18 protein-coding genes and 1 tRNA gene are annotated in these 22,293 nt (G+C 34.2%); 16 read left to right on the top strand and 3 right to left on the bottom strand.

The features are described 5' to 3' along the window. The first annotated feature begins 62 nt into the window (after positions 1-62). From gldK to Q0800_RS11630, 5 genes are all read left to right on the top strand, one after another. Positions 63-1,415: a gliding motility lipoprotein GldK gene (gene gldK / locus Q0800_RS11610; RefSeq protein WP_299129818.1), complete on the top strand. Its 1,353-nt coding sequence runs from the start codon at positions 63-65 to the stop codon at positions 1,413-1,415. A 92-nt stretch (positions 1,416-1,507) separates the two neighbouring features. Then, positions 1,508-2,143 (top strand): gliding motility protein GldL, encoded by a 636-nt coding sequence (gene gldL, locus Q0800_RS11615; protein ID WP_299129820.1) that lies wholly within the window; start codon positions 1,508-1,510, stop codon positions 2,141-2,143. A 48-nt stretch (positions 2,144-2,191) separates the two neighbouring features. Beyond that, the gene (gene gldM / locus Q0800_RS11620; RefSeq protein ID WP_299129823.1) at positions 2,192-3,763 is read left to right on the top strand and encodes a gliding motility protein GldM; all 1,572 of its coding nucleotides are present in this window, start codon (positions 2,192-2,194) and stop codon (positions 3,761-3,763) included. A gap of 46 nt (positions 3,764-3,809) precedes the next feature. After that, positions 3,810-4,718, top strand: a complete 909-nt coding sequence (gene gldN, locus Q0800_RS11625) for a gliding motility protein GldN (protein ID WP_299129827.1) — start codon at positions 3,810-3,812, stop codon at positions 4,716-4,718. A 112-nt stretch (positions 4,719-4,830) separates the two neighbouring features. After that, positions 4,831-5,874: an FAD-dependent oxidoreductase gene (locus Q0800_RS11630; protein ID WP_299129831.1), complete on the top strand. Its 1,044-nt coding sequence runs from the start codon at positions 4,831-4,833 to the stop codon at positions 5,872-5,874. A gap of 15 nt (positions 5,875-5,889) precedes the next feature. On the opposite strand, the gene Q0800_RS11635 is transcribed toward Q0800_RS11630, so the two are convergent. Beyond that, a complete protein-coding gene (locus tag Q0800_RS11635; protein WP_299129835.1) occupies positions 5,890-6,297 on the bottom strand; it encodes a DUF983 domain-containing protein in 408 nt (135 codons plus the stop codon). A 112-nt stretch (positions 6,298-6,409) separates the two neighbouring features. Between Q0800_RS11635 and Q0800_RS11640 the strand changes: the two genes are divergently transcribed. The 7 genes from Q0800_RS11640 (at position 6,410) to Q0800_RS11670 (ending at position 15,479) form a co-directional block, all read left to right on the top strand. Next, positions 6,410-8,320 carry an ABC-F family ATP-binding cassette domain-containing protein gene (locus Q0800_RS11640; protein WP_299129838.1) on the top strand — a complete coding sequence of 637 codons (1,911 nt, stop codon included), beginning with the start codon at positions 6,410-6,412 and terminating at the stop codon, positions 8,318-8,320. A 65-nt stretch (positions 8,321-8,385) separates the two neighbouring features. Further along, a complete protein-coding gene (locus tag Q0800_RS11645) occupies positions 8,386-9,537 on the top strand; it encodes an HlyD family efflux transporter periplasmic adaptor subunit (protein ID WP_299129841.1) in 1,152 nt (383 codons plus the stop codon). 3 nt (positions 9,538-9,540) lie between these two features. Then, the gene (locus tag Q0800_RS11650; RefSeq protein WP_299129844.1) at positions 9,541-12,813 is read left to right on the top strand and encodes an efflux RND transporter permease subunit; all 3,273 of its coding nucleotides are present in this window, start codon (positions 9,541-9,543) and stop codon (positions 12,811-12,813) included. After that, on the top strand, positions 12,800-14,125 hold the full coding sequence (locus Q0800_RS11655) for a TolC family protein (RefSeq protein ID WP_299129847.1): 1,326 nt from the start codon (positions 12,800-12,802) through the stop codon (positions 14,123-14,125). The genes Q0800_RS11650 and Q0800_RS11655 overlap by 14 nt, the downstream gene beginning before the upstream one ends. Before the next feature lie 5 nt (positions 14,126-14,130). After that, complete coding sequence (locus Q0800_RS11660; RefSeq protein WP_299129851.1) at positions 14,131-14,313, top strand: CPXCG motif-containing cysteine-rich protein; 183 nt, start codon at positions 14,131-14,133, stop codon at positions 14,311-14,313. Positions 14,314-14,441: 128 nt separating this feature from the next. Next, positions 14,442-15,290: a Two component regulator three Y domain protein gene (locus Q0800_RS11665; protein WP_299129854.1), complete on the top strand. Its 849-nt coding sequence runs from the start codon at positions 14,442-14,444 to the stop codon at positions 15,288-15,290. Between the two features lie 116 nt (positions 15,291-15,406). After that, a tRNA-Met gene (locus Q0800_RS11670) sits at positions 15,407-15,479 on the top strand. A gap of 196 nt (positions 15,480-15,675) precedes the next feature. Here the strand turns inward: Q0800_RS11670 and Q0800_RS11675 are convergent. Both Q0800_RS11675 and Q0800_RS11680 read right to left on the bottom strand, forming a co-directional pair. After that, a complete protein-coding gene (locus tag Q0800_RS11675) occupies positions 15,676-15,858 on the bottom strand; it encodes a hypothetical protein (RefSeq protein ID WP_299129856.1) in 183 nt (60 codons plus the stop codon). Positions 15,859-15,891: 33 nt separating this feature from the next. Beyond that, complete coding sequence (locus tag Q0800_RS11680; RefSeq protein WP_299129860.1) at positions 15,892-16,431, bottom strand: hypothetical protein; 540 nt, start codon at positions 16,429-16,431, stop codon at positions 15,892-15,894. A gap of 105 nt (positions 16,432-16,536) precedes the next feature. On the opposite strand from Q0800_RS11680, the gene Q0800_RS11685 reads away from it, so the two are divergent. From Q0800_RS11685 to Q0800_RS11700, 4 genes are all read left to right on the top strand, one after another. Then, positions 16,537-16,995 carry an RNA methyltransferase gene (locus Q0800_RS11685; protein WP_299129862.1) on the top strand — a complete coding sequence of 153 codons (459 nt, stop codon included), beginning with the start codon at positions 16,537-16,539 and terminating at the stop codon, positions 16,993-16,995. A gap of 20 nt (positions 16,996-17,015) precedes the next feature. Further along, positions 17,016-17,897, top strand: coding sequence for a GTPase Era (era, locus tag Q0800_RS11690; protein WP_299129864.1), 882 nt, complete (start codon positions 17,016-17,018; stop codon positions 17,895-17,897). A gap of 161 nt (positions 17,898-18,058) precedes the next feature. Continuing rightward, entirely contained in the window at positions 18,059-19,363 is a 1,305-nt protein-coding gene (gene der / locus Q0800_RS11695; RefSeq protein ID WP_299129866.1) for a ribosome biogenesis GTPase Der, read from the top strand. A 131-nt stretch (positions 19,364-19,494) separates the two neighbouring features. Then, positions 19,495-22,278, top strand: a complete 2,784-nt coding sequence (locus tag Q0800_RS11700) for an outer membrane beta-barrel protein (RefSeq protein ID WP_299129868.1) — start codon at positions 19,495-19,497, stop codon at positions 22,276-22,278. The last annotated feature ends 15 nt before the right edge of the window (positions 22,279-22,293 follow it).

Below are 22,293 nucleotides of genomic sequence, written 5' to 3' on the forward strand. Positions count from 1 at the left end.
AAAATATATAAATATGTTTACCCCCTTGAAAATAAAGACCACTAATTTAACCTCGAGTTACTATGAATATTAAGAAGTTTATTTTACTAACCACAGTATTGATTTTGGTTGCCAGTTGTAATTCTGGAGACCGAGGACAGCTAGTAGGAGTTAAAGGTAAAGCTTGGCACCCAGAAAAGCCCTATGGTATGACCTTGGTTCCTGGCGGAGCCTTTATTATGGGTAAATCCGATGATGACATTGCAGGAGTCCAAGATGCACCAACCAAAACTGCAACAGTACGTGCATTCTATATGGATGAGACTGAAATTACAAATAGTGAATACCGCTCTTTTGTACATTGGGTAAGGGATTCCATTTTAAGACTTAAATTAGCTGAGATGGCTGATTTAGAAGGTAAAACACCAGGTAACGGCGATATAGGTGAGTTTGCGTATTTAGATTCAGACCCTAACAACTTAAATGCCTACGAAAGTTATATGCTTAATACGTATGGTAACGAACAAAGACAAATAAACAGAGATGTAGAATTGGTTTTTGATACAGACGACTACCCAGATGAATTATATGCAGAGGTTATGGATGGTATGTATTTGCCATTAGAAGAATCTTATAACGGACAGCGCACATGGGATGTTAAGCAATTTAAATTTCAATATGCGTACATGGATATTGCTAAAGCAGCTAGAGATAGAAGTTTAAAGCGATCTGAAGTATTGCAACAAGAGGAAGTAGAGATCTACCCAGATACTACAGCTTGGATACGAGATTTTGCATATTCGTATAACGAACCAATGCACAACGATTATTTTTGGCATTCTGCTTACGATGATTATCCTGTTGTTGGAGTATCATGGAAGCAAGCAAGAGCATTTTGTCAATGGAGAACTTTAAAGCACAATGGTTACCAAAAAAGTAAAGGTAAGCAATCCGTAAATTCATATAGGTTACCATCAGAAGCAGAGTGGGAATATGCTGCTCGTGGAGGACTACAAGGAGGAACATATCCTTGGGGAGGACCTTATGCAAAGAATGATAGAGGTTGTTTTATGGCTAACTTTAAACCATTACGAGGTGACTATGCTGCAGACCAAGCCCTATACACCGTAGAAGCAGATGCTTACGATCCTAATGATTTTAACCTATATAACATGGCAGGTAATGTGTCAGAATGGGTTAACGGTTCTTACGATGCAGCATCTTACGAGTATGCGTCTACAATTAATCCTAATGTTAATGATTCAGACAATGCACGTAAAGTGGTAAGAGGAGGATCATGGAAAGATGTTGCTTATTTCTTACAAGTAAGTTCTAGAGATTACGAATATGCCGACTCAGCAAGAAGTTATATCGGATTTAGAACTGTTCAAGATTATATGGGAACAGAAGTGACTAAAAATGCCGCTACAAATTAAAAATAATTTAAAATAGTAAACCCAAATTAAATATATATTAACCTACTTAAGTTATACATCCACTTAACTTAAACTTAAAACTTAAAACAATTATGGCACAAAAAGGTAAAATGACAATAACAAACATGGTCTACGGATTAGGAGCAGCAATCGTAATCGTAGGAGCATTGTTTAAAATACAGCACTGGCCTTATGGTTCAGAAATTTTAACGCTTGGTATGATCGTAGAAGCTTTGGTATTTACCTATTCAGCTTTTGAAAAACAACAAGCAGATTTAGATTGGTCACTCGTATATCCAGAATTAGCTGGAGGTCAATCTTTAGGTGGTAAAAAGAAAAAAGAAGAGCCAAAAGATGCTGAAGGTTTATTATCTAAAAAGTTAGATAACCTATTAAAAGAAGCAAAAATTGATGGTGAGCTTATGGCAAGCTTAGGAAGTAGTATTAAAAACTTTGAAGGAGCTGCAAAAAATATAAGCCCAACTGTAGACTCAATGTCTGCTCAAAAGAAATACAGCGAAGAATTATCATTAGCAGCCGCACAAATGGAGTCTTTAAACAGTCTTTATAAAGTACAAATGGAAAGTGCTAATCGTCAGGCAGCAATTAACGAAGAAGCTGTAGAAAATGCAACTAAGTTAAAGGAACAAATGCAATCCTTAGCATCAAACCTTTCATCATTAAATGGTGTATATGGTGGTATGCTTTCTGCAATGAACAAAAACTAATTAGTTTTTACAATAATCAATTTAATTAACATTTAAAAACTAATTACAATGGCAGGAGGAAAAGCATCTGCAAGGCAGAAAATGATTAACCTAATGTACTTAGTATTTATTGCTATGATGGCAATGAATATGTCTAAAGAAGTACTATCCGCTTTCGGATTGATGGAAGCAAAGTTTGCCGACTCTAACGCGTCGACAGCTGACAGAAATGAATTATTACTTACCGATTTAGTTGAAAAGGGAAAAGAAAAACCGAAAGAATTTTCTGTGCCTTCGGCTAGAGCACAACAAACGGAAATAGCTTCTGATAAATTTTATAAATACCTTGAAACCTTAAAACAAGATATTATAAGAGAAGGAAATTACAAGCCTACAGAAAATGGTAAGTTACCATTTGAGGCAATGGATAAGACAGACATTCTTGATGAAGCTTGGTTTACTGGAGATAGGCTTACAAAGAAAGGTCAAGAAGTAATGAGTAATATTGAAGAATACAAGAAATCAATTTTGGCGGTATTATCTAAAGACGAGTCTTACAGAGGTACTGCGGATGATTTTAAGAAGACCTTTAATACAGATAAAGTAACTAATAAAGATGGTAAGAAAATAGATTGGTTAGATTACCATTTTCAAGGCTTTCCTGCTATAGCATCTTACACAAAGCTGACTGCTATGCAAAATGATGTTAGAGTAGCTCAAGCCAATATGCTTAATTTATTTCTAGGTAAAGTAGTTACAGAGGCTACTACACTGAATAACTACAAGGCAATCGTTTTACCTGAAAAATCAGCTTTTTTTGCAGGAGAACAATTTCAAGGTAGAGTTGTTATTGGTAAATATGCTAACGTACCTCCAACTAAGTTAGTTGTGCAAGGGAAGGAGATAGATTTATCTAAAGCAATTGATTCTTCAGGAGCTGCAACTCTAGATTTTAATGTTGGTAATGTTGGTGAACACAAAATAGAAGGTGAGTTTACATTTATCGAGAATGGCAAAGAATTACCAATCAAAATTGATGCAAACTACGTGGTAGTTCCAAGACCAAATTCTGCTACTATATCAGCAGATAAGATGAATGTGGTATATCGTGGTGTTCCTAACCCAATGACTATTTCTTTTGCTGGTGTACCAGATAATAAGGTGTCAGCTTCTGGTTCAGGTTTATCTAAAGTTGGAGGCCAAGGTAAATACGTTGTTAGAGCTGGTACAGGTAAGCAAATGACTATTAATGTTACAGCCACCTTAGATGATGGTTCTAAAGCAACAGATAGTAAAACCTTTAGAATTAAAGATATACCTGCGCCAACAGGAACAATCTCTGGGCAAACAGGTGTGGTAAAATTACCTAAACGTAATGTAGAGGTAGGTACAGTGAGTGCTAAATTAGATGATTTTGTTTTTGATTTACCAATACAAACCACATCATTTAAGATAAAAGTACAAGGCCAGCCAACCGTTAACGTTGCAGGTACAAAAATGAACGCTCAAGCTAAAGCAGCAATTAAGAGAGCACGTAAAGGCGATAATATTACAATCTTTGATATAAAAGCAAAGATACAAGGTAACAACTCATACAGATTGAAGAACGTTTCTCCGGTCGTTGTAGAAGTTACTAACTAATAACCATTGTCATTAGTATAAAACCCAAATTATAATATTAAGTAAGATGAAAATAAAGAATATTTTAAACGTAGGTTTAGCACTTTTTGCAGCAAATGCTATGTTTGCTCAGGCTAACGTTCTTAATGCCAAAATCCCAGAAGAGATTGGCATGAAAACCGAAGCAGAACTTCTTTTAGATAATGATAAGCCATTAGAATATGGCTACGTAGGAGATAGAGATATCTTATTTTCTAAAATGACTTGGGAAAAAGTAGTCTTAGATGAACGTGTTAATTTTCCGCTATACTTCCCTATCGAAGAGAATTTAGGTGATGATAGAAAATCATTATACAAAGTTCTAAAAGATAATATGGAAAGCGGTATGATCTCCAAAGTTTATGCAGATTCGTATTTTACCGAAGAGCGCACGCTCAAGGATTTAGAGGCATCTTTAATGATGACAAGAATTACAGATGCTGGTATAGATTACATGAACGAGAATGGTGTGAGCGAAGATCAATTACCAGAGGAGTATGTTATTAGAAGAGAAATAGGTCCAGCAGATATTAACTCATACTTAATTAAAGGCCTTTGGTATTTCGATAAACGTCAAGGAGAACTTAAGTATCGTATTTTAGGTATTGCACCAGCAGCACCAGACGTAAACTTTATTGACGAAGAAGGTTCTGATAATAGTGAGCCAATACCAATGTTTTGGGTGTTTTTCCCAGAAGTAAGAGATATCTTGCACGAGGCTAAAGCGTTTAATAATAAGAACAGTGCGTCACCAATATCGTTTGATCATTTATTAAACAGTCGTCGTTTTCACGGTCTAATTTATAAAGAAGAAAATGTTTATGGCGATAGAGAAGTTAAAGAATATATAGCAGAAAATGCGTTAATGCAGCTGCTAGAGTCTGACCGTATCAAAGACAAAATCAGAAATTTTGAACAAGATATGTGGAGTTACTAGTATGCTCTAACTCATAAAACTTAAACGCTCACTTTTATTAGTGGGCGTTTTTTATTATAATTTATTTTCTATGTTATGCTGAGTCTGGCTAAGCATCCCTTATTTTTACAACGTGAAAAAAACCGATTACATTATTGTTGGTTGCGGCTTAGCAAGTATTGCGTTTTGTGAGCAATTGCGAGCCCAAAATAAATCTTTTATGGTTTTTGATGACGCTTCTCAAAAGTCGTCTATTGTTGCGGCTGGTTTATATAACCCAGTTATACTAAAACGTTTTACAGAGGTGTGGAAAGCAAAAGAACAATTAGATATAGCCTTACCTGTTTATAAAACCCTCGAAAGGGATTTAAACATTACCATAGATAATAAACTCAAACTTTTAAGACGTTTTACATCTATAGAAGAACAAAACCTATGGTTTAATGCTTGCGATAAAATAAATTTAGAGCCTTTTCTTTCAACCCAAATACTAAAAAACACCAATCCTTTTATTGATGCACAATATGGCTTTGGGCAAGTGTTACAAACTGGAAGGTTAGATACTGAGGTGCTGATAAAAGCGTACAAAGCGTTTTTAACTGATAAAAACTGGTTCTTCAATACCAAGTTTCAATACAATAAGCTGCAGATTGCAACCAATAAGCTTAATTACGAAGACATTGAAGCTCAATATATTGTTTTTTCAGAAGGGTTTGGAGTAAAGCAAAATCCATTTTTTAAGCATTTACCACTTAACGGAACAAAAGGTGAAGTACTTACCATAAAAGCTCCAGATTTAAAATTAGATTTTGGTATTAAATCATCCGTATTTTTAGTTCCTATAGGGAATGATAAGTATTATGTTGGTGCTACCTACAACTGGAAGGATAAAACACACCTTACCACTGAAGAAGGTAAAAATGAATTAGTAGCTAAACTAAGAACCTTTATGACATGCGATTTTAATATTATTAATCAACGAGCAGGTATAAGACCTACGGTAAAAGACCGAAGGCCTTTGGTTGGTAGGCATGCAGATTATAAAAATCTCTATATTTTAAATGGTTTGGGTACAAGAGGAGTTATGATTGCCCCTTATGTTGCAGACAAGCTCTATAAATATATTGAAAACAAGCAGCCACTAGACCCTGAAATTAATAGTAATAGATTTCAATAAGGAAAAAAGGTACTTTTAAGCCGATGTTCTGTTACTCTCACTTTTCTTAGCCAGTTCTTTATCGTAACTCATAAAAAGATTGATCCATATATTTCTAGAAAGCCTTAGAATCAAAGGAAAAAAGACCACCAAAGTAATAACGATAGAAATAAAAGCAGTATCTATAGAGGATTCTAAGAGTAAGTAGCTTACAACAAATGCCGCAACAGCAAATGCTATACCAACGCCATAGCTCACATACATAGAGCCATAAAAAAAAGAAGGTTCCATCCTATACTTTGTATTGCAGTGAGAGCAGTTTTCATTAATCTTGAGTGTATCGCTTAATACATAAGGATTTTTGTTAGCATACATTGTTTCGTGGTGACATTTTGGGCAAGTACCAAAAAGAATACTATAAAGTTTCATTCCTTTTCTAATCATATCTAAAACCTTTACTTTTACACTTTTTTACGAGATTACAAAGGTAGCTTTTTTCCGAGCTAAGTATTGTAACAATGGTTACTTTAAACCAATTCTATTATTAGAAACTACTATGTTAAACATTCATAATTTATCCATTTCATTTCAAGGAGAACACCTTTTTGAAGATATAACCTTTAAACTAGGTTTAGGAGACCGTGTGGGTCTTATTGGTAAAAATGGAGCGGGTAAATCTACGATGCTAAAAATTCTCTCTAAAGAACAAGAGTCGGATACAGGACAAATTGCAGCCGATAAAGACCTAAAGATCGGTTTTTTAAAACAAGATATTGACTTTGACTTTGGTAAAACGGTTTTAGAAGAATCTTACGAAGCTTTTGAGGCTATAAAAGGATGTGAAGCCAAGCTAGAGGCAATAAATACACAGTTAGCAGAGCGCACCGATTACGAGAGTGAATCTTATAACCAATTAATGATAGATCTCAACGATATACAGCACCAATATGAAATTTTGGGAGGTTATAACTATCAAGGTGAGACTGAGAAGATCCTACAAGGTTTAGGGTTTAAACGCAACGATTTTAATAAACTCACAGATACCTTTTCTGGAGGCTGGCGTATGCGCATAGAATTGGCTAAATTATTACTTCAAAATAATGATCTTTTGCTGTTAGATGAGCCCACTAACCACTTAGATATAGAGTCTATTATTTGGTTAGAAAACTTTCTAAGGAGTTATAGTGGTGCAGTAGTAATCGTATCTCACGATAAAATGTTTTTAGACAACGTTACAAACAGAACTATAGAAATTTCTTTAGGCAGAATTTACGATTACAATAAGCCGTATACTAAGTTTTTAGCCTTGCGTAAGGAGATGAAAGTGCAGCAATTGGCAGCGCAAAAAAATCAGGAAAAGCAAATACAACAAACCGAAAAACTTATTGAAAAATTTAGGGCAAAAGCATCTAAAGCAACCATGGCGCAATCCTTAATTAAAAAGTTAGACCGTATAGATCGTATCGAGGTAGATGAGGATGATAATAGTGTAATGACTTTAAATTTCCCAGTGTCCACAACGCCAGGTAAAGTGGTTGTAGAACTAGAAAACGTGTCTAAAACATATGGCGCACTACAAGTTTTAAACAATGTAAACTTAGCAATTCCCAGAGATACAAAAACTGCTTTTGTAGGCCAAAACGGACAAGGAAAATCAACATTAGCAAAGATCATAGTAGGAGACATAGATTATAAAGGCGATTTAACAATTGGCCATAATGTACAAATTGGTTATTTCGCGCAAAACCAAGCCGAATATTTAGATGGTACTAAAACCGTTTTAGATACTATGATTGATGCCGCTAACGAAAGTAACCGAAGTAAAGTCAGAGATATTTTAGGATCTTTTTTGTTTAGAGGTGATGAAGTAGAAAAATACGTTAAGGTATTATCTGGTGGTGAAAGAAACAGATTAGCATTAGCAAAGCTATTGCTTCAGCCTTTAAATGTGCTTATTATGGATGAGCCTACCAATCATCTGGATATTAAATCTAAAAATGTACTCAAAGAAGCGCTTAAAAAGTTTGAAGGGACTTTAATTTTGGTGTCTCACGATAGGGATTTTCTTCAGGGCCTTACCGATACTGTTTACGAATTTAAAGATCAAAATATTAAAGAGTATTTGGGCGATATCGACTATTATCTAGAACAGCGAAATTTAGAAAATCTAAGAGAGGCAGAAAAAAGAACAGTAGTAACTCAAAAGCCAAAAGAAAGCAACAAGCAGAGTTACGAAGACCAGAAGAAATTAAAGTCTTTAAATAATAAGTTGAGTAATATAGAATCTAAAATTAACCAGTTAGAAAAAGCTATTAAGTCCGATGATTTGAAACTAGCAACGCATTACGACGAAACTGCCGCAGACCCAAAATTTTTTGATGCCTATCAAAAAAAGAAAAAGGATTTAGAGGACTTAATGGAAAACTGGGAGACCGTACAAGAGCAATTAGATACACTTAACAATTAAGATTATTTTAACGCGTTCACATTCAGTTATCGGTAAATTTGCTGTTTAACAACCATCACATTACAATGCGTAAAATTATTCTTTTCATATTAGGGATTCTCCTAATAGTTGGAGCTTACTTTGCTAGTCAATATATAGCCAACAACGCTAAAAAGAAAAGGCCAACACCTGCTAAAGTTGTAAAAACTGTTTTTACAGATACGGTTAAAAATTCTACAGTACAAATTGTAATTCCTGCAAATGGAAGCTTAGTTGCCCAGAGACGTGTTGAATTATATGCAGAAGTACAAGGAGTTTTTAAAACCAGCGGTAAACTCTTTAAACCAGGACAAGAATACAGACAAGGTGAAAATTTAATACGTATCGATGCCTCAGAATATTATGCGAGTGTGCAATCTTCAAAAAGTAACCTTTACAATTCTATAGCGGCAATAATGCCAGATTTAAGGTTAGACTTTCCTGAGATATTTCAAAAATGGCAAAGCTACCTTAATGGTTTTGATTTAAACAAATCGACGCCTAAATTACCAGAAATGACTTCCGAAAAGGAAAACTATTTTATCACTGGTCGAGGTATAGTTTCTAGTTATTACAATGTAAAAAATTTAGAACAACGCCTAGCTAAATATAATATAAGAGCACCGTTTACAGGTATTCTTACTGAAGCTTTAGTGACAGAGGGTTCATTAATTAGAAATGGGCAAAAATTGGGCGAATATATTGATCCTTCGGTTTACGAAATGGAAGTGGCATTAAGTAAATCGTATGCAAGCCTTTTAAAAGTAGGTGAGAGCGTAGTACTCAAAAACCTTGATAATACAGAAAGCTATACAGGTAAAGTCTCTCGTGTTAATGGTAGCATTGATGCTACAACACAAACCATTACGGCATACATAGAAGTAAATGATAAAACCCTAAAAGAAGGTATGTATTTAGAAGCCAATCTAAATGCAAAACAAGAAGAAAATGCCATTGAAGTGAATAGAAGTTTGGTGCAAGATGGCGACCAGATTTTTGTGGTTAGAGACAGTATTTTAGATCTTATTGATGTAAAGCCCGTTTATTTTTCTGATACTAAAGTGGTTCTAAAGAATATACCAGATGGAACCGTTATGGTTTCAAAACCAATTCCTGGAGCATACGCAGGTATGGCTGTGAAACCTTTTAAAGAGATCTCTGATAAAAAAGTAGATGAATCATCTCAAAAATTAAATTAAGAGATGAGAAAACTAATTGCTTTTTTCATTAAGTATAGCGTTCCTGTTAACGTGATCATGTGGTCATTTCTTATTTTTGGTTACTTTGGAGCTAAAAGTCTAAAGTCCTCGTTTTTTCCTTTAATCGATTCTAAAAATATTACAATTAACGTTGCCTATCCAGGCGCATCACCTCAAGAGGTAGAAGAAGGTATTGTTTTAAAAATAGAGGATAATCTTAAGGGTTTAAATGGTGTAGAGCGGGTTACATCTACCTCTAGAGAAAATAGTGGAACGATAAATGTTGAAATTGAAAAGGGCAAAGACATAGATTTTATGCTGCTCGAAGTCAAAAACGCTGTAGATCGTGTACCGTCGTTCCCTGTTGGTATGGAACCTCTTATTGTAGCCAAACAAGAAGCGTCTAGACCCACAATAGCATTTGCAATTAGTGGCTCTAAAATTCCATTGGTAACTTTAAAACAAATAGGGAGACAGGTTGAAAATGACTTAAGAGGCATAGACGGTATTTCTCAAATTCAAATTTCGGGTTATCCAGAAGAGGAAATAGAAATAGCACTTAATGAAACCAATTTATTAGCTTACAATTTAACTTTTGCAGAAGTTTCTCAGGCCATAAATGAATCTAGTCTTATCACTACAGGTGGAACTATAAAAACAAACGCTGAAGAATATTTGATTAGAGCCAACTCACGTTCTTATTATGCGGATGAGTTATCTAATTTAGTCGTAAAAGCAGATGCTTCGGGTCGTATTATCCAATTAAAAGATATTGCAGTTGTAAGAGATCAGTTTTCTGAAACACCAAATTCTAATTATTTTAATGGAGATTTGTCCATTAATATTACCATTACAAGTACAAATACTGAAGATTTAATTTCTACAGCAGAAGCAACAAAAGTTTACATAGAAGACTTTAATCAAAAGTACGAAAATGTGCAGCTAAATGTTATTAGAGATCTTTCTACAACGTTAGTACAGCGTAAAAACTTACTTGCAGAAAATGCCATTATTGGTATGCTTTTAGTTTTACTGTTTTTGTCATTATTCTTAAATACACGGCTAGCATTTTGGGTAGCGGTAGGTTTACCAGTAGCTTTTGCAGGTATGTTTATGTTTGCAGGTTATTTTAATGTTACAATTAACGTGTTATCGCTATTTGCGATGATTATTGTAATAGGTATCTTGGTAGATGATGGCATTGTAATTGCAGAAAATATTTACCAACAATACGAAAAAGGAAAATCACCCGAAGAAGCAGCAATAGACGGTGTTATGGAGGTACTTCCTGCTATTGTCTCTGCAATTTTAACAACCATTTTAGCCTTTGGTATCTTCTTATTTCTAGACGGTAGAATTGGTGAGTTTTTTGGTGAAGTTTCCGTAGTGGTGATGCTAACATTACTAGTGTCATTGGTAGAGGCTTTAATTATATTACCTGCGCATTTAGCACATTCAAAAGCGTTAAGAGCAGAGAGTCCTGTGCAGAAAACGGGATTTTTTGGTGTAATCCAAAAGGTGTTTTCAAAATTAAGATACATCAATACATTTGGTGATTTTATAATGCGATGGTTACGTGATAAGGTTTATAGTCCGATTCTAAGATTTGCGCTCAATTATAAATTTTTAACGATTTCATTTTTTATAGTATTCTTTATGCTAACCAATGCCAGTTTTCAAGGTGGTATTATTAGAGGAGCATTTTTCCCCAGAATTGCAAGCGATAGAATAGATGTGTCATTAAATATGCCAAACGGTACCAATGAAAAAGTTACAGATAGCATTATTTCATTTATTGAAGCTAAAGCTATTGAGGTAACTAATGAGATTAATAAAGAGTATCTTGGAGATGAGAATGAGAAGCATCTTGTAGAAAATATGATTAAAAATATTGGGCCAGGTTCTTCAACAGCGTCATTAACTATAAATTTATTGCCGGGAGAAGAACGACCAAACGAAATAACTTCAGACTTAGTAACCAATAGGCTGAGCGAGCGTGTAGGGCCAGTAATTGGTATAGAAAGTTTGGTCTATGGAGGCGGAGGAAATTTTGGAGGCTTGCCTGTTTCGGTGTCATTACTCGGTAATGATATTGCTGAATTAAAAGCAGTAAAGTCCGAATTAAAGAAAAGCTTAGAAGATAACATACTGCTAAAAGATGTTACAGATAATGATCCTGCTGGTATTAAAGAAATTAAATTAAAACTCAATGAAAGTGCCTACGCTCTTGGACTAAATCTTAGAACAGTAATGACACAAGTGCGTTCTGCATTTTTTGGTTCTCAGGCGCAACGTTTTCAGAGAGGGCAAGATGAAATTAGAGTTTGGGTGCGTTATGATAGAGTAAATCGTTCTTCTGTAAACAACCTAGATAATATGCGTATAACGGCACCAAATGGACAAAAAGTGCCATTAAAAGAAATTGCAAGTTACACTATAGCGCGAGGTGATGTTGCGATAAACCATTTAGATGGTCGAAGAGAAATACAGGTATCTGCAGATATTAAAGACACCAAAAAGACAAGTGCAACAGATATAATGGCAGAGCTTAGAGATGACATTATGCCAGAGATTTTATCTAAATATCCAACAGTAACACCATCTTACGAAGGGCAAAATAGAGAACGCTTAAAATTAATTAAATCTCTTGGAGTCGGTTGGATTGTTTTGGCACTTATCTATATAGTAATAGCATTTACATTTAGAAGCTACAGTCAACCCTTTTTGTTATTATTATTAATTCCGTTAAGTTTACCAGCAGTAGCTTGGGGACATTGGATACACGATTTTCCTGTCAATATTCTTTCAATGCTTGGTATAATAGCGTTAATAGGTATTATGGTTAATGACGGATTGGTTTTAATAGGTAAGTTTAATAGAAACCTAAGAGAAGGCCTAGGCTTTGATGATGCCTTATACGAAGCTGGACGCTCCCGTTTTAGAGCTATATTTTTAACCTCTTTAACCACTGTAGCTGGTCTTGCACCACTTATTTTTGAGGAAAGTAGACAAGCACAATTCTTAATACCAATGGCTGTTTCTATTGCCTATGGTATTGGCTTTGCTACAGTTTTAACTTTGGTAGTATTACCTATTTTTCTTTCATTTAGTAATTTCTTAAAAAAGAATATTAAATGGTTAATAACAGGTAACGATATTACTAAAGAAGAAGTAGAGCGCGCCATAAAAGAACGTAATGCAGAGGCGACATCTAACACACTTAAGGTTTTGTACAACAAAGAACATCTGATAACAGACGGAAATGAAGACCTATAATTTTAATTACATCGTATTAGTGCTAGCCTTAGGTTTATCTTTTCAAGGTGTAGCTCAGCAAGTTATAAAGCCATCTGATGCTATTAGCTTGGCATTAGAGCATAATTACGGTATAAAAATAGCCAATAATAATGTTGAAATTGCGGCAAATAATAAAGATATTTTAAACTCAGGGTTTTTGCCAACATTAACAGGGAATGCAGGCGCAACTTACAATAGAGATAATATTTCTGCAGAATTTACCAACGGAGAGTCTACCACTTTAAATGGTGCAACTAGCTCGCGTTACAATGCAGGTTTAAGTCTTAACTATACACTTTTTGATGGTTTTGGCCGTCGTTACGACTATAAGCGATTAAAAGAAGAATACAATTTAACAGCCCTACAGGCAAGAGCAACCATAGAGAATACAATTACGCAACTACTTACGGTATATTATGACGTGGCAAGGCGCTCAGAGAATTTAAAATCATTAGAAGAAACTTTAAAAATTTCAAAAGACAGGTTAACAAGAGCTGAGTATCAATTTGAATATGGGCAAAATACAAAGTTAGATGTACTTAATGCCGAAGTCGATATTAATAACGACAGTATAAATAGTATTAACATAGAGCAGAGCCTTATTAATGCAAAGCGCAATCTTAATTTTGTAACAGGAAACACTATTGATAATGAGTTTGTTGTAGATACAACGGTTGCATTTTTAATTCAATTAAATAAAGACGAACTTTTAGATAAACTATACATAAACAATGTTACGTTAATTCAGAATGAAAAAAATATAGCAATTAATGAGTTTACATTAAAAGCTAACAAATCCGGATACCTACCTACAATTGGTTTAACAGGTGCTTACGGCTGGAACGAAAATAATAATAATGCAGCAGCTTTTGTGGCTGTATCTTCAAACACAGGATTGTCTGGTGGTTTAAATTTAACTTGGAATTTGTTTGATGGTGGAGGTACTATTACTAGAGTGAAGAATGCTCAAATAAATCTCGAAAATCAAAAACTCGAAAAAGATCAGCTTAAACTCGATGTTACAAGAAATTTTAATAACGCCTGGGACGATTACCAAAATAAATTAAGAATATTTGACGTACAAAAATCTAATATTAAGACAGCAAAAAACAACTTTTTACGCACTAAAGAAAAGTTTAAACTAGGTCAAGCAACTTCTATAGAATTTAGACAAGCGCAGCTTAATTTATTATCGGCAGAATTAAATAAGAATCAGGCTAAGTATGATGCTAAACTAGCCGAAGTTTTAGTCTTGCAAATTAGTGGAGAATTGTTAAATGTAGAATTTTAGTAGTCATGGAAGAGCATTTTTTTCAGTGTCCATATTGCTGGGAACAGATTTCTATGTTAATTGATTTTTCTCAGCCGCAACAATCTTATGTAGAGGATTGCGAAATATGTTGCAATCCAATGCAAGTTTCCGTAACTGTGCAAGCGCAACAAATTATTCAATTTAACGTCGAAAATTTAGAACAATAGTGGTCTAAACGCAGATGTAAAATTTTCAATAGCGAATTCAAACATGCATTTCGTCGAATAAATTTGCATTTAACGGTGTTTAAGTTTATATTTGAAGCGTTAAGAAGCCCTCAAATTAAACCTCAATCATGAAAACGTTAAAACTAACTCTATTATGTTGCTTTCTATCGGCCTTTGCATTTGCCGAGGTTTCCAATAACGAAAAAGAAGCACTTATTGCCTTGTATAATGCAACAGAAGGCAGTAGTTGGAATACAAATTGGGACTTACACACCTCCATTAATACATGGCATGGTGTAACGGTTAAGGATGATAAAGTCGTAGAAATTAACCTAAGTTTTAATAACCTCAATGGTACATTGCCAAATGAAATATCTGATCTTACTAGCCTTAAAGTTCTAAATTTATCATTTAATAAGCTTCAAGGTCAATTGCCTAAAGGACTAACGACAATGAAAACGTTAGAAGAATTGCGATTATTTTCTAATAATCTAAGTGGTAGACTCCCTTCAGATATTGGTAATATGAGTAGTCTTGTAATTTTAGAAATGTTTAATAATAATTTTACAGGAGAGATTCCTGTCTCAATAGGTCAACTTTCTAACCTACAAAGTTTAATACTAAGTAGTAATCAATTTATGGGAAAGTTACCATCAAGTATATCTGGCTTAAAATCTTTAAAAGTTTTAAGTCTTTTTGATAATAGTTTTTTAGGAACCGTACCTTCATCTATTGGAGAATTAAGTCAATTAGAGGAGTTAGTCTTATCTAATAATGCGTTTTATGGTAGTTTACCAAATGAGTTAGTACAGCTAACTAATTTAAAAACGTTACTCTTAAGCAACAATGGCTTTAAAGGAAATTATGCGGTCTTAAAAGATCAATTACCACATATCGTGGATTTTGATTTAGATCATGTAAACATGAAAGGTAGTTTAGCTACTTTAGATGAGGAACAAGATGATAATGAAGATTAATGTGTCTTAACTTTTATAGAAGTTAAAAATTTTAGCGCTCAATGAAAATTGAGCGTTATTTTTTTGTTTTAATACTTGCTAAAGTTAAAAAGGGTTGTATATTTGTTGTCCAATATCGCGGGATAGAGCAGTAGGTAGCTCGTCGGGCTCATAACCCGAAGGTCACTGGTTCGAGTCCAGTTCCCGCTACTAATTGAAAGTCATAACGTTGTAGTTGTGACTTTTTTTATTTAAAAACCTATGTAAAAGGACGTAAAGTGATAAATTGAGCTTGCCGAAATGTTCAGACGGCTCGCAATCCAACCAAGTTAAGTGCTCATATCAAAAAAACCAAATACATTTTGGTATTTGGTTTTGAAATTTTAACGAATAGTTTTGGGTTTAACTATGTAGAATAGGATTGATTTATAACAGCATTAGTAGCACTAAACTGATAGTCTTCACTTCTCAACATCTTATAGTATAAATCTTTGTTAACTGTCACAGGAACTTTAAGGTTTGGAAACTTAATCTGATATATATTTCCTTCTTGGTTAACTAATCTAACTTTAATTGGTGCTTTTTTCATAATCTAATGGATTTACTATTAAACAATAAAATTTCACACTTGTTTTTTCTCAATAACTTTAGGACTCTTGGCTTTGTTTTTCTTTTCTTCTGGTGGAATAATATATCCATGGTTATTATCAAAAAATTGTTGACGCATGGCTTCCATTCGTTTTATCATGTCATCCATATTAGGAAAGCCAAAATCGCTACCGTTTAAGAAGAAATCATCCTTAAAGAAATCGTTGGAGAAGAATTGTTTCATAATAGAATCATGCTCGGTTAAGGCATTCATTTTTGGAGATCGAAACATTGAAAATCGCCTTTGCATCTTAGATTTCATTTTGTTTAAAATACTGTCATTGTGCATACCTTTTAAGTTTCCCGATGAAGACCAGGTATATATAGAGTCGTAGCGAATAATGTTTCCATCTTCGTCTAGTTCTTTATTGACTTCCCAGCGCTCTTTGGGATCTTGTAAACTATCACCTTTATTTTCTGACTTAGACACGTCTTTCTTAGCTGAATTTTGATCTTGTCCGTTGCAACTTGTAGATAAAATTGCGACGAACAAAAAGAGAAATACTTTTTTCATTTTATTACAATTTTAAATTATATGAAGTGTCATCGCTAAACCCAAAAAAAGTGCCATTTTCAATACAACTTACATTTTGTCAGTATCCTTTATTTTTGCATCATTATGTATGACAATTTTACAAACGAATTTTTCGGAATAGGTATACACAACGGAAAAACACCAGAAAATCTTGGTGTCCTTTGGCGTTCAGCTCAAAATCTTGGTGCCAGCTTTATTTTTACTATAGGTAACCGCTATGCCAAACAGGCTTGCGATACGCACAATGCGGTAAAGTCTATGCCGTACTTTCATTATGAAACGTTTGACGATTTCTTTAATAATCTACCCAAAGGTGCACGCTTAGTTGGTGTAGAATTAGCAGAAGAAGCTGAGGATTTAGAAACCTTTCACCATCCTAGACGCTGTGTGTATTTATTAGGAGCAGAGGATCACGGGCTATCTAAGCAAGCTATTGCGATGAGCCATTTCTTAGTTAAATTTAAGTCTCAGTTAAGCCTTAATGTAGCTGTTGCAGGAAGTATTGTATTGTATGATAGAGGAATTAACAAACCTAGGTCGTAACTTTGCCTAAAAATTTAGTTATGCACAAAGCAGGTTTTGTAAATATTATTGGTAATCCAAACGTTGGCAAGTCCACATTGATGAACGCATTTATTGGTGAGAAACTCTCAATAATTACATCAAAGGCGCAAACCACTAGACATCGTATTTTGGGTATAGTTAATGGTGAAGATTTTCAAGTTGTATTATCCGACACACCAGGAATTATTAAACCTGCTTATGAGCTTCAAAGTTCTATGATGGATTTTGTAAAATCTGCTTTTGAAGATGCAGATGTTTTAATTTACATGGTAGAAATAGGTGAAAAGGAATTAAAGGACGACACATTTTTTAAAAGGATTACAAATTCAAAAATTCCTGTTTTATTATTATTAAATAAAATAGATAATTCTAATCAAGAGCAATTAGAAGAGCAAGCTCAACTTTGGCAAACTAAAGTGCCTAATGCCGAGTTTTATCCTATATCTGCATTAAAGGGATTTAATGTTCAGAATGTTTTTAATAGAATAATAGAACTCTTACCAGAGTCCCAACCATTTTATCCAAAAGACCAACTTACAGATAAGCCAGAGCGTTTTTTTGTAAATGAAGCCATTAGAGAAAAAATTCTATTGCACTACAAAAAAGAGATACCTTATGCGGTAGAGGTTGATACCGAAGAATTTTTTGAGGAAGAAAAGATAATCAAAATGCGCTCTGTTATTATGGTAGAACGCGAAACTCAAAAAGGAATCATCATAGGGCATAAAGGATCGGCTCTAAAGCGAGTAGGTGTAGAGGCTCGTAAGGACCTCGAAAAATTCTTTGGCAAACAAGTACATTTAGAATTGTATGTAAAGGTGAATAAGAATTGGAGAAGTAATGAAAGACAGTTAAAGCGTTTTGGTTACAACCAGAAATAATAAGTTATTATTCATTCGCAAATCCAAAATCCAAAATCTCAAATCTCAAATCTCAAATCTCAAATCTACAATCTACAATCTACAATCTACAATCTCAAATTCTAAAACCCTACCTTTGCAGTCGCTTACAGGATATGTAATGCAGAATAAAACTTTATGATATGGGAAATATAGTTGCCGTTGTAGGACGACCAAATGTTGGGAAATCAACTTTTTTTAATCGCTTAATCAAAAGACGAGAAGCCATAGTCGATGCCGTAAGTGGTGTTACAAGAGACCGTCACTATGGAAAAACCGATTGGAATGGACGAGAATTTTCCATCATTGATACAGGTGGTTACGTGGTTGGTAGTGATGATGTTTTTGAAGCTGAAATAGACAAGCAAGTTGAGCTGGCCATTGACGAAGCAGATGCTATAATATTTATGGTAGATGTTGAGGCAGGTATAACTGGGATGGACAAAGATGTTGCAAATTTACTTCGTAAAGTTGATAAGCCTGTTTTTCTTGTGGTTAATAAAGTAGACAATAACAAACGTGCCGAAGATGCTGTAGAGTTTTACGCATTAGGGTTAGGAGATTATTTTACAATAGCAAGCATAAACGGAAGTGGTACAGGCGATTTGTTAGATGCTGTTGTTGACGCTTTACCAGAAAAAGAAGAGGTTGAAGAAGAACAATTACCACGTTTTGCTGTCGTTGGGAGACCAAATGCTGGGAAATCTTCTTTTATAAATGCGTTAATTGGCGAAGAGCGCTATATAGTTACAGATATAGCAGGTACAACCAGAGACTCCATAGATACTAAATACAATCGTTTCGGATTTGAATTTAACCTTGTGGATACCGCAGGTATTCGACGTAAAGCTAAGGTGAAGGAAGACCTAGAGTTTTATTCTGTAATGCGAAGTGTACGAGCCATAGAACATAGCGATGTATGTTTATTAGTGCTCGATGCAACTCGAGGATTCGATGGACAGGTTCAAAATATATTTTGGTTAGCTGAGCGCAATAGAAAAGGTATTGTAATTTTAGTTAACAAATGGGATTTAGTAGAGAAGAATACTAAAACAGCCAAAGAGTTTGAACAGCATATCCGAAAAGAAATAGCTCCGTTTACAGATGTACCCATTATTTTTATATCCGTACTAAACAAACAGCGTATTTTTAAAGCTATTGAAACTGCAGTAGAGGTTTATAAAAATAGAACAAAGCGAATTAAAACTAGCGTACTTAATGATGTTTTGTTACCTGTTATAGAGCACAATCCACCTCCAGCTTACAAAGGGAAATATGTAAAAATTAAATACATAATGCAGTTACCAACTCCGCAACCTCAATTTGCATTTTTCTGTAATTTACCACAATATGTTAAAGAGCCTTACAAGCGTTTTTTAGAAAATAAATTACGCGATCAATTCGATTTTAATGGTGTTCCTGTTAGTGTTTATATGAGAAAAAAATAAATTTCATTTTATCTTTTTATAATGAATTTAAGAAAAACATACGATTTCTTATATAATGACGTTGATAGTAAACTAATCAATCATCAATCTACCTGAGCTTTACGTGTTCCGGGATCTTTTTTTTTACTTTAATGAAAAGACAATCACTTGTTTTCGCTCTTTTTTTTGTGCTGTTTGCCCATGCTCAAGAAAAATCATTCGAAATTTCAGGGAATCTTCAAGCAAAAGACGATAAAAAACCTTTAGAATCTGCCACAGTTTATTTAGAACGTGTTAAAGATAGTAGTGTTGTTACATACACTATTTCAGATAAAGACGGACAATTTAAATTAGAAGGCACAACTTACGATAAAAGCCTAAACCTGTATATCTCTTATGTAGGCTACAACACCTATTTTAAATCTATTAAAATTGATAAAGAGACGATTGACCTTAAAACTATAAACCTCACTGTTGACGACAATATGTTAGGTGAAGTTCTTGTGAAGTCAACAGCTCCAATTACCATTAAAAAGGATACGCTAGAATTTAATGTAAAATCGTTTAAAACCAAAAAAGATGCAACCGTAGAAGATTTGTTAAAAAAATTACCTGGTGTTGAGGTCGATGATGAAGGTACTATTACAGTTAATGGTAAGAGCGTAAATAAGATTTTAGTGAATGGCAAACCTTTTTTTGGAAACGACCCAACAATTACAACTAAAAACTTAACTAAAGATATTATTGAGAAAATACAAGTTGTAGATACCAAAACTAAAGCAGAAGCCTTTACTGGCGAAGAAGGTGATAAAGAAAATAAGACCATTAACTTAACGATAAAAGAAGAAAATAACAAAGGTGTATTTGGTAGAGTTGCTGGTGGTGCTGGTACTGATGATCGTTATGAATTTGCAGGGATGGTCAATTTCTTTGATAATGACAGACGCATTAGTGTATTAGCGGGAGGTAATAATACCAATTCGCCAGGATTTAGTTTTGGAGAAATTTCTAAAATGTTTGGTCGTGGAGGCGGTATAAACTTTAGTAGTAATGGTTCGTTTTCAATTGGTGGTCGTTCCTTTGGAGGTGGAGAGGGCATTACAACTTCGCAAAATGCTGGGTTTAATTATGCGGATGAAATAGGCAATTATACTGAGATTTCTAGTGATTATTTTTATGCTTCGAGTAGTTCTGAAAATGAAACGTCGTCACAGCGCGAAACTATTTTAGCAGATTCTAGATTTTTTAGTAATTCGGAATCGAAAAGTGAGAACGAAAACGACAGTCATACTTTTAATCTGGAATTTGAAATAGAGACCGATTCAACATTTCAACTTAGTATAGAACCCTCATTTGGCTACTCAAGAAATAGAACACGTTTTGAAAGCCAAGACGAAACCTTTAATGATGAGTTGGTATTAACCAATACATCAGATGTTAACTCTAACGTAGAAAGTTTTGCGAGGAATTTTTCGAACGAGTTAACAGCAACTAAACGTTATGGTAACAAAGGTGGGTTTATTAGATTGCGACTAGAAACTGAAGTTGACCAGCAAGAAAGTGATGATTTTATAAATTCTGAAGCTCAAATTTTGGGTGATAATCCAGATTCAATACTTAGAAACCAGTTTACAGATGGAGAGAATAACAGTTATGGCGTTTCTACCAGTATAACCTATCGCTATCCGATAATTTCAAAAAAGTTCTTTCTCAACTTTGAGTACGAATTTTCAAAGGATAAAGATAAAAACAGACAGAGTACCTTTGATTTTAACGATGCAACATTTGATTTTACAGATTTTAATACTGATTTAAGTACCGACTTTGAATATAGGGATATACGCAGTATACCAGAGTTTGGCCTTACCTATCGTGGCGAAAAGTGGTCTACACGATTTAATATTGGTTACAATATTAGAACTTTAAAGAATCAGGATTTATTGAGGCCGCAGTTTAATGTTGAGCGTACATTTAAAAACATTGAAGCACGTTCTAATTTTAATTACCGTTTTAGCCCTAAAGCATCAATTTACGCAGGTTATAGACTAAGTAATAATCCACCAGGTATTAGGCAGTTACAAGCGTTTACAGATGTTTCTAATCCATTAAATGTTGTCATTGGTAACCCAAACTTAGCGCCATCTAATAGGCATAGCTTTTATGGAGGTTACAACGGGTTCGATTGGCAAAAGCGCACAGGTTTTTATACCAATGTAAATGCAAGTATCACAAATAACCAAGTGATTACACGTACCGTTGTAAATCCTGAAACCTTAAGTAGAACGACCACCTACGATAACGTAGATGGAAATTATACCTATGGCATTTCGGGTAACTATAGCAAGGATTTTAAGATAGATACCGTACGTACTATCAAATTTAGAGTTGGTGCTAGGTATAACTTTAATAATAGAATCAATTTTAATAACGCTGTTAAGTATTCTAGTAAAGTATCTACCTACTCTCCTAATATTGGGATAGAATATTATTGGGATAAGGTATTAGAATTTAAGCCGTATTATCGTTTAAATTTTACCAATAATGCGTTTGATATTGAAGCTTTTGAAGATAGACAGTTTACCACACACTCGGCAGGAATACGAACAGCAACTTTTATCCCTAAGGAGCTCGAGTGGCGAAATGATATTGCATTTAACTATAACCCAAATGTTGCGGACGGTTTTCAGAAAAGTTCATGGTTTTGGAATTCTACGTTAGCATATTCTATACTCAAAGATCAAGGGCTGATTACATTAAAAGTTTATGACTTACTCAACCAAAATACTAATGCCAGACGTATAGCTAATCAAGACTTTATTCAGGATTCTGAGAGCACAGTTTTAAGACGCTTTTTTATGTTGAGTTTTAGTTACAAGTTTAATAGTTTAGGGAGTAAGGGGGAACCTGATAATGGTGGTGTTTTCTTTTTTGATTAGCCAATAGGATATTTT

Origin of the sequence: uncultured Winogradskyella sp. (genome assembly GCF_937958655.1) — a bacterium.
Taxonomy (GTDB): domain Bacteria; phylum Bacteroidota; class Bacteroidia; order Flavobacteriales; family Flavobacteriaceae; genus Winogradskyella.

Coding starts and splice junctions, on each gene's coding strand:
- Q0800_RS11665 (WP_299129854.1), top strand. CDS start 14,442: ATGAAAACGTTAAAACTAACTCTATTATGTTGCTTTCTATCGGCCTTT.
- der (WP_299129866.1), top strand. CDS start 18,059: ATGGGAAATATAGTTGCCGTTGTAGGACGACCAAATGTTGGGAAATCA.
- gldN (WP_299129827.1), top strand. CDS start 3,810: ATGAAAATAAAGAATATTTTAAACGTAGGTTTAGCACTTTTTGCAGCA.
- gldM (WP_299129823.1), top strand. CDS start 2,192: ATGGCAGGAGGAAAAGCATCTGCAAGGCAGAAAATGATTAACCTAATG.
- Q0800_RS11635 (WP_299129835.1), bottom strand. CDS start 6,297: ATGATTAGAAAAGGAATGAAACTTTATAGTATTCTTTTTGGTACTTGC.
- Q0800_RS11675 (WP_299129856.1), bottom strand. CDS start 15,858: ATGAAAAAAGCACCAATTAAAGTTAGATTAGTTAACCAAGAAGGAAAT.
- Q0800_RS11660 (WP_299129851.1), top strand. CDS start 14,131: ATGGAAGAGCATTTTTTTCAGTGTCCATATTGCTGGGAACAGATTTCT.
- Q0800_RS11655 (WP_299129847.1), top strand. CDS start 12,800: ATGAAGACCTATAATTTTAATTACATCGTATTAGTGCTAGCCTTAGGT.
- Q0800_RS11645 (WP_299129841.1), top strand. CDS start 8,386: ATGCGTAAAATTATTCTTTTCATATTAGGGATTCTCCTAATAGTTGGA.
- Q0800_RS11680 (WP_299129860.1), bottom strand. CDS start 16,431: ATGAAAAAAGTATTTCTCTTTTTGTTCGTCGCAATTTTATCTACAAGT.
- Q0800_RS11650 (WP_299129844.1), top strand. CDS start 9,541: ATGAGAAAACTAATTGCTTTTTTCATTAAGTATAGCGTTCCTGTTAAC.
- gldK (WP_299129818.1), top strand. CDS start 63: ATGAATATTAAGAAGTTTATTTTACTAACCACAGTATTGATTTTGGTT.
- Q0800_RS11700 (WP_299129868.1), top strand. CDS start 19,495: ATGAAAAGACAATCACTTGTTTTCGCTCTTTTTTTTGTGCTGTTTGCC.
- era (WP_299129864.1), top strand. CDS start 17,016: ATGCACAAAGCAGGTTTTGTAAATATTATTGGTAATCCAAACGTTGGC.
- Q0800_RS11640 (WP_299129838.1), top strand. CDS start 6,410: ATGTTAAACATTCATAATTTATCCATTTCATTTCAAGGAGAACACCTT.
- Q0800_RS11685 (WP_299129862.1), top strand. CDS start 16,537: ATGTATGACAATTTTACAAACGAATTTTTCGGAATAGGTATACACAAC.
- gldL (WP_299129820.1), top strand. CDS start 1,508: ATGGCACAAAAAGGTAAAATGACAATAACAAACATGGTCTACGGATTA.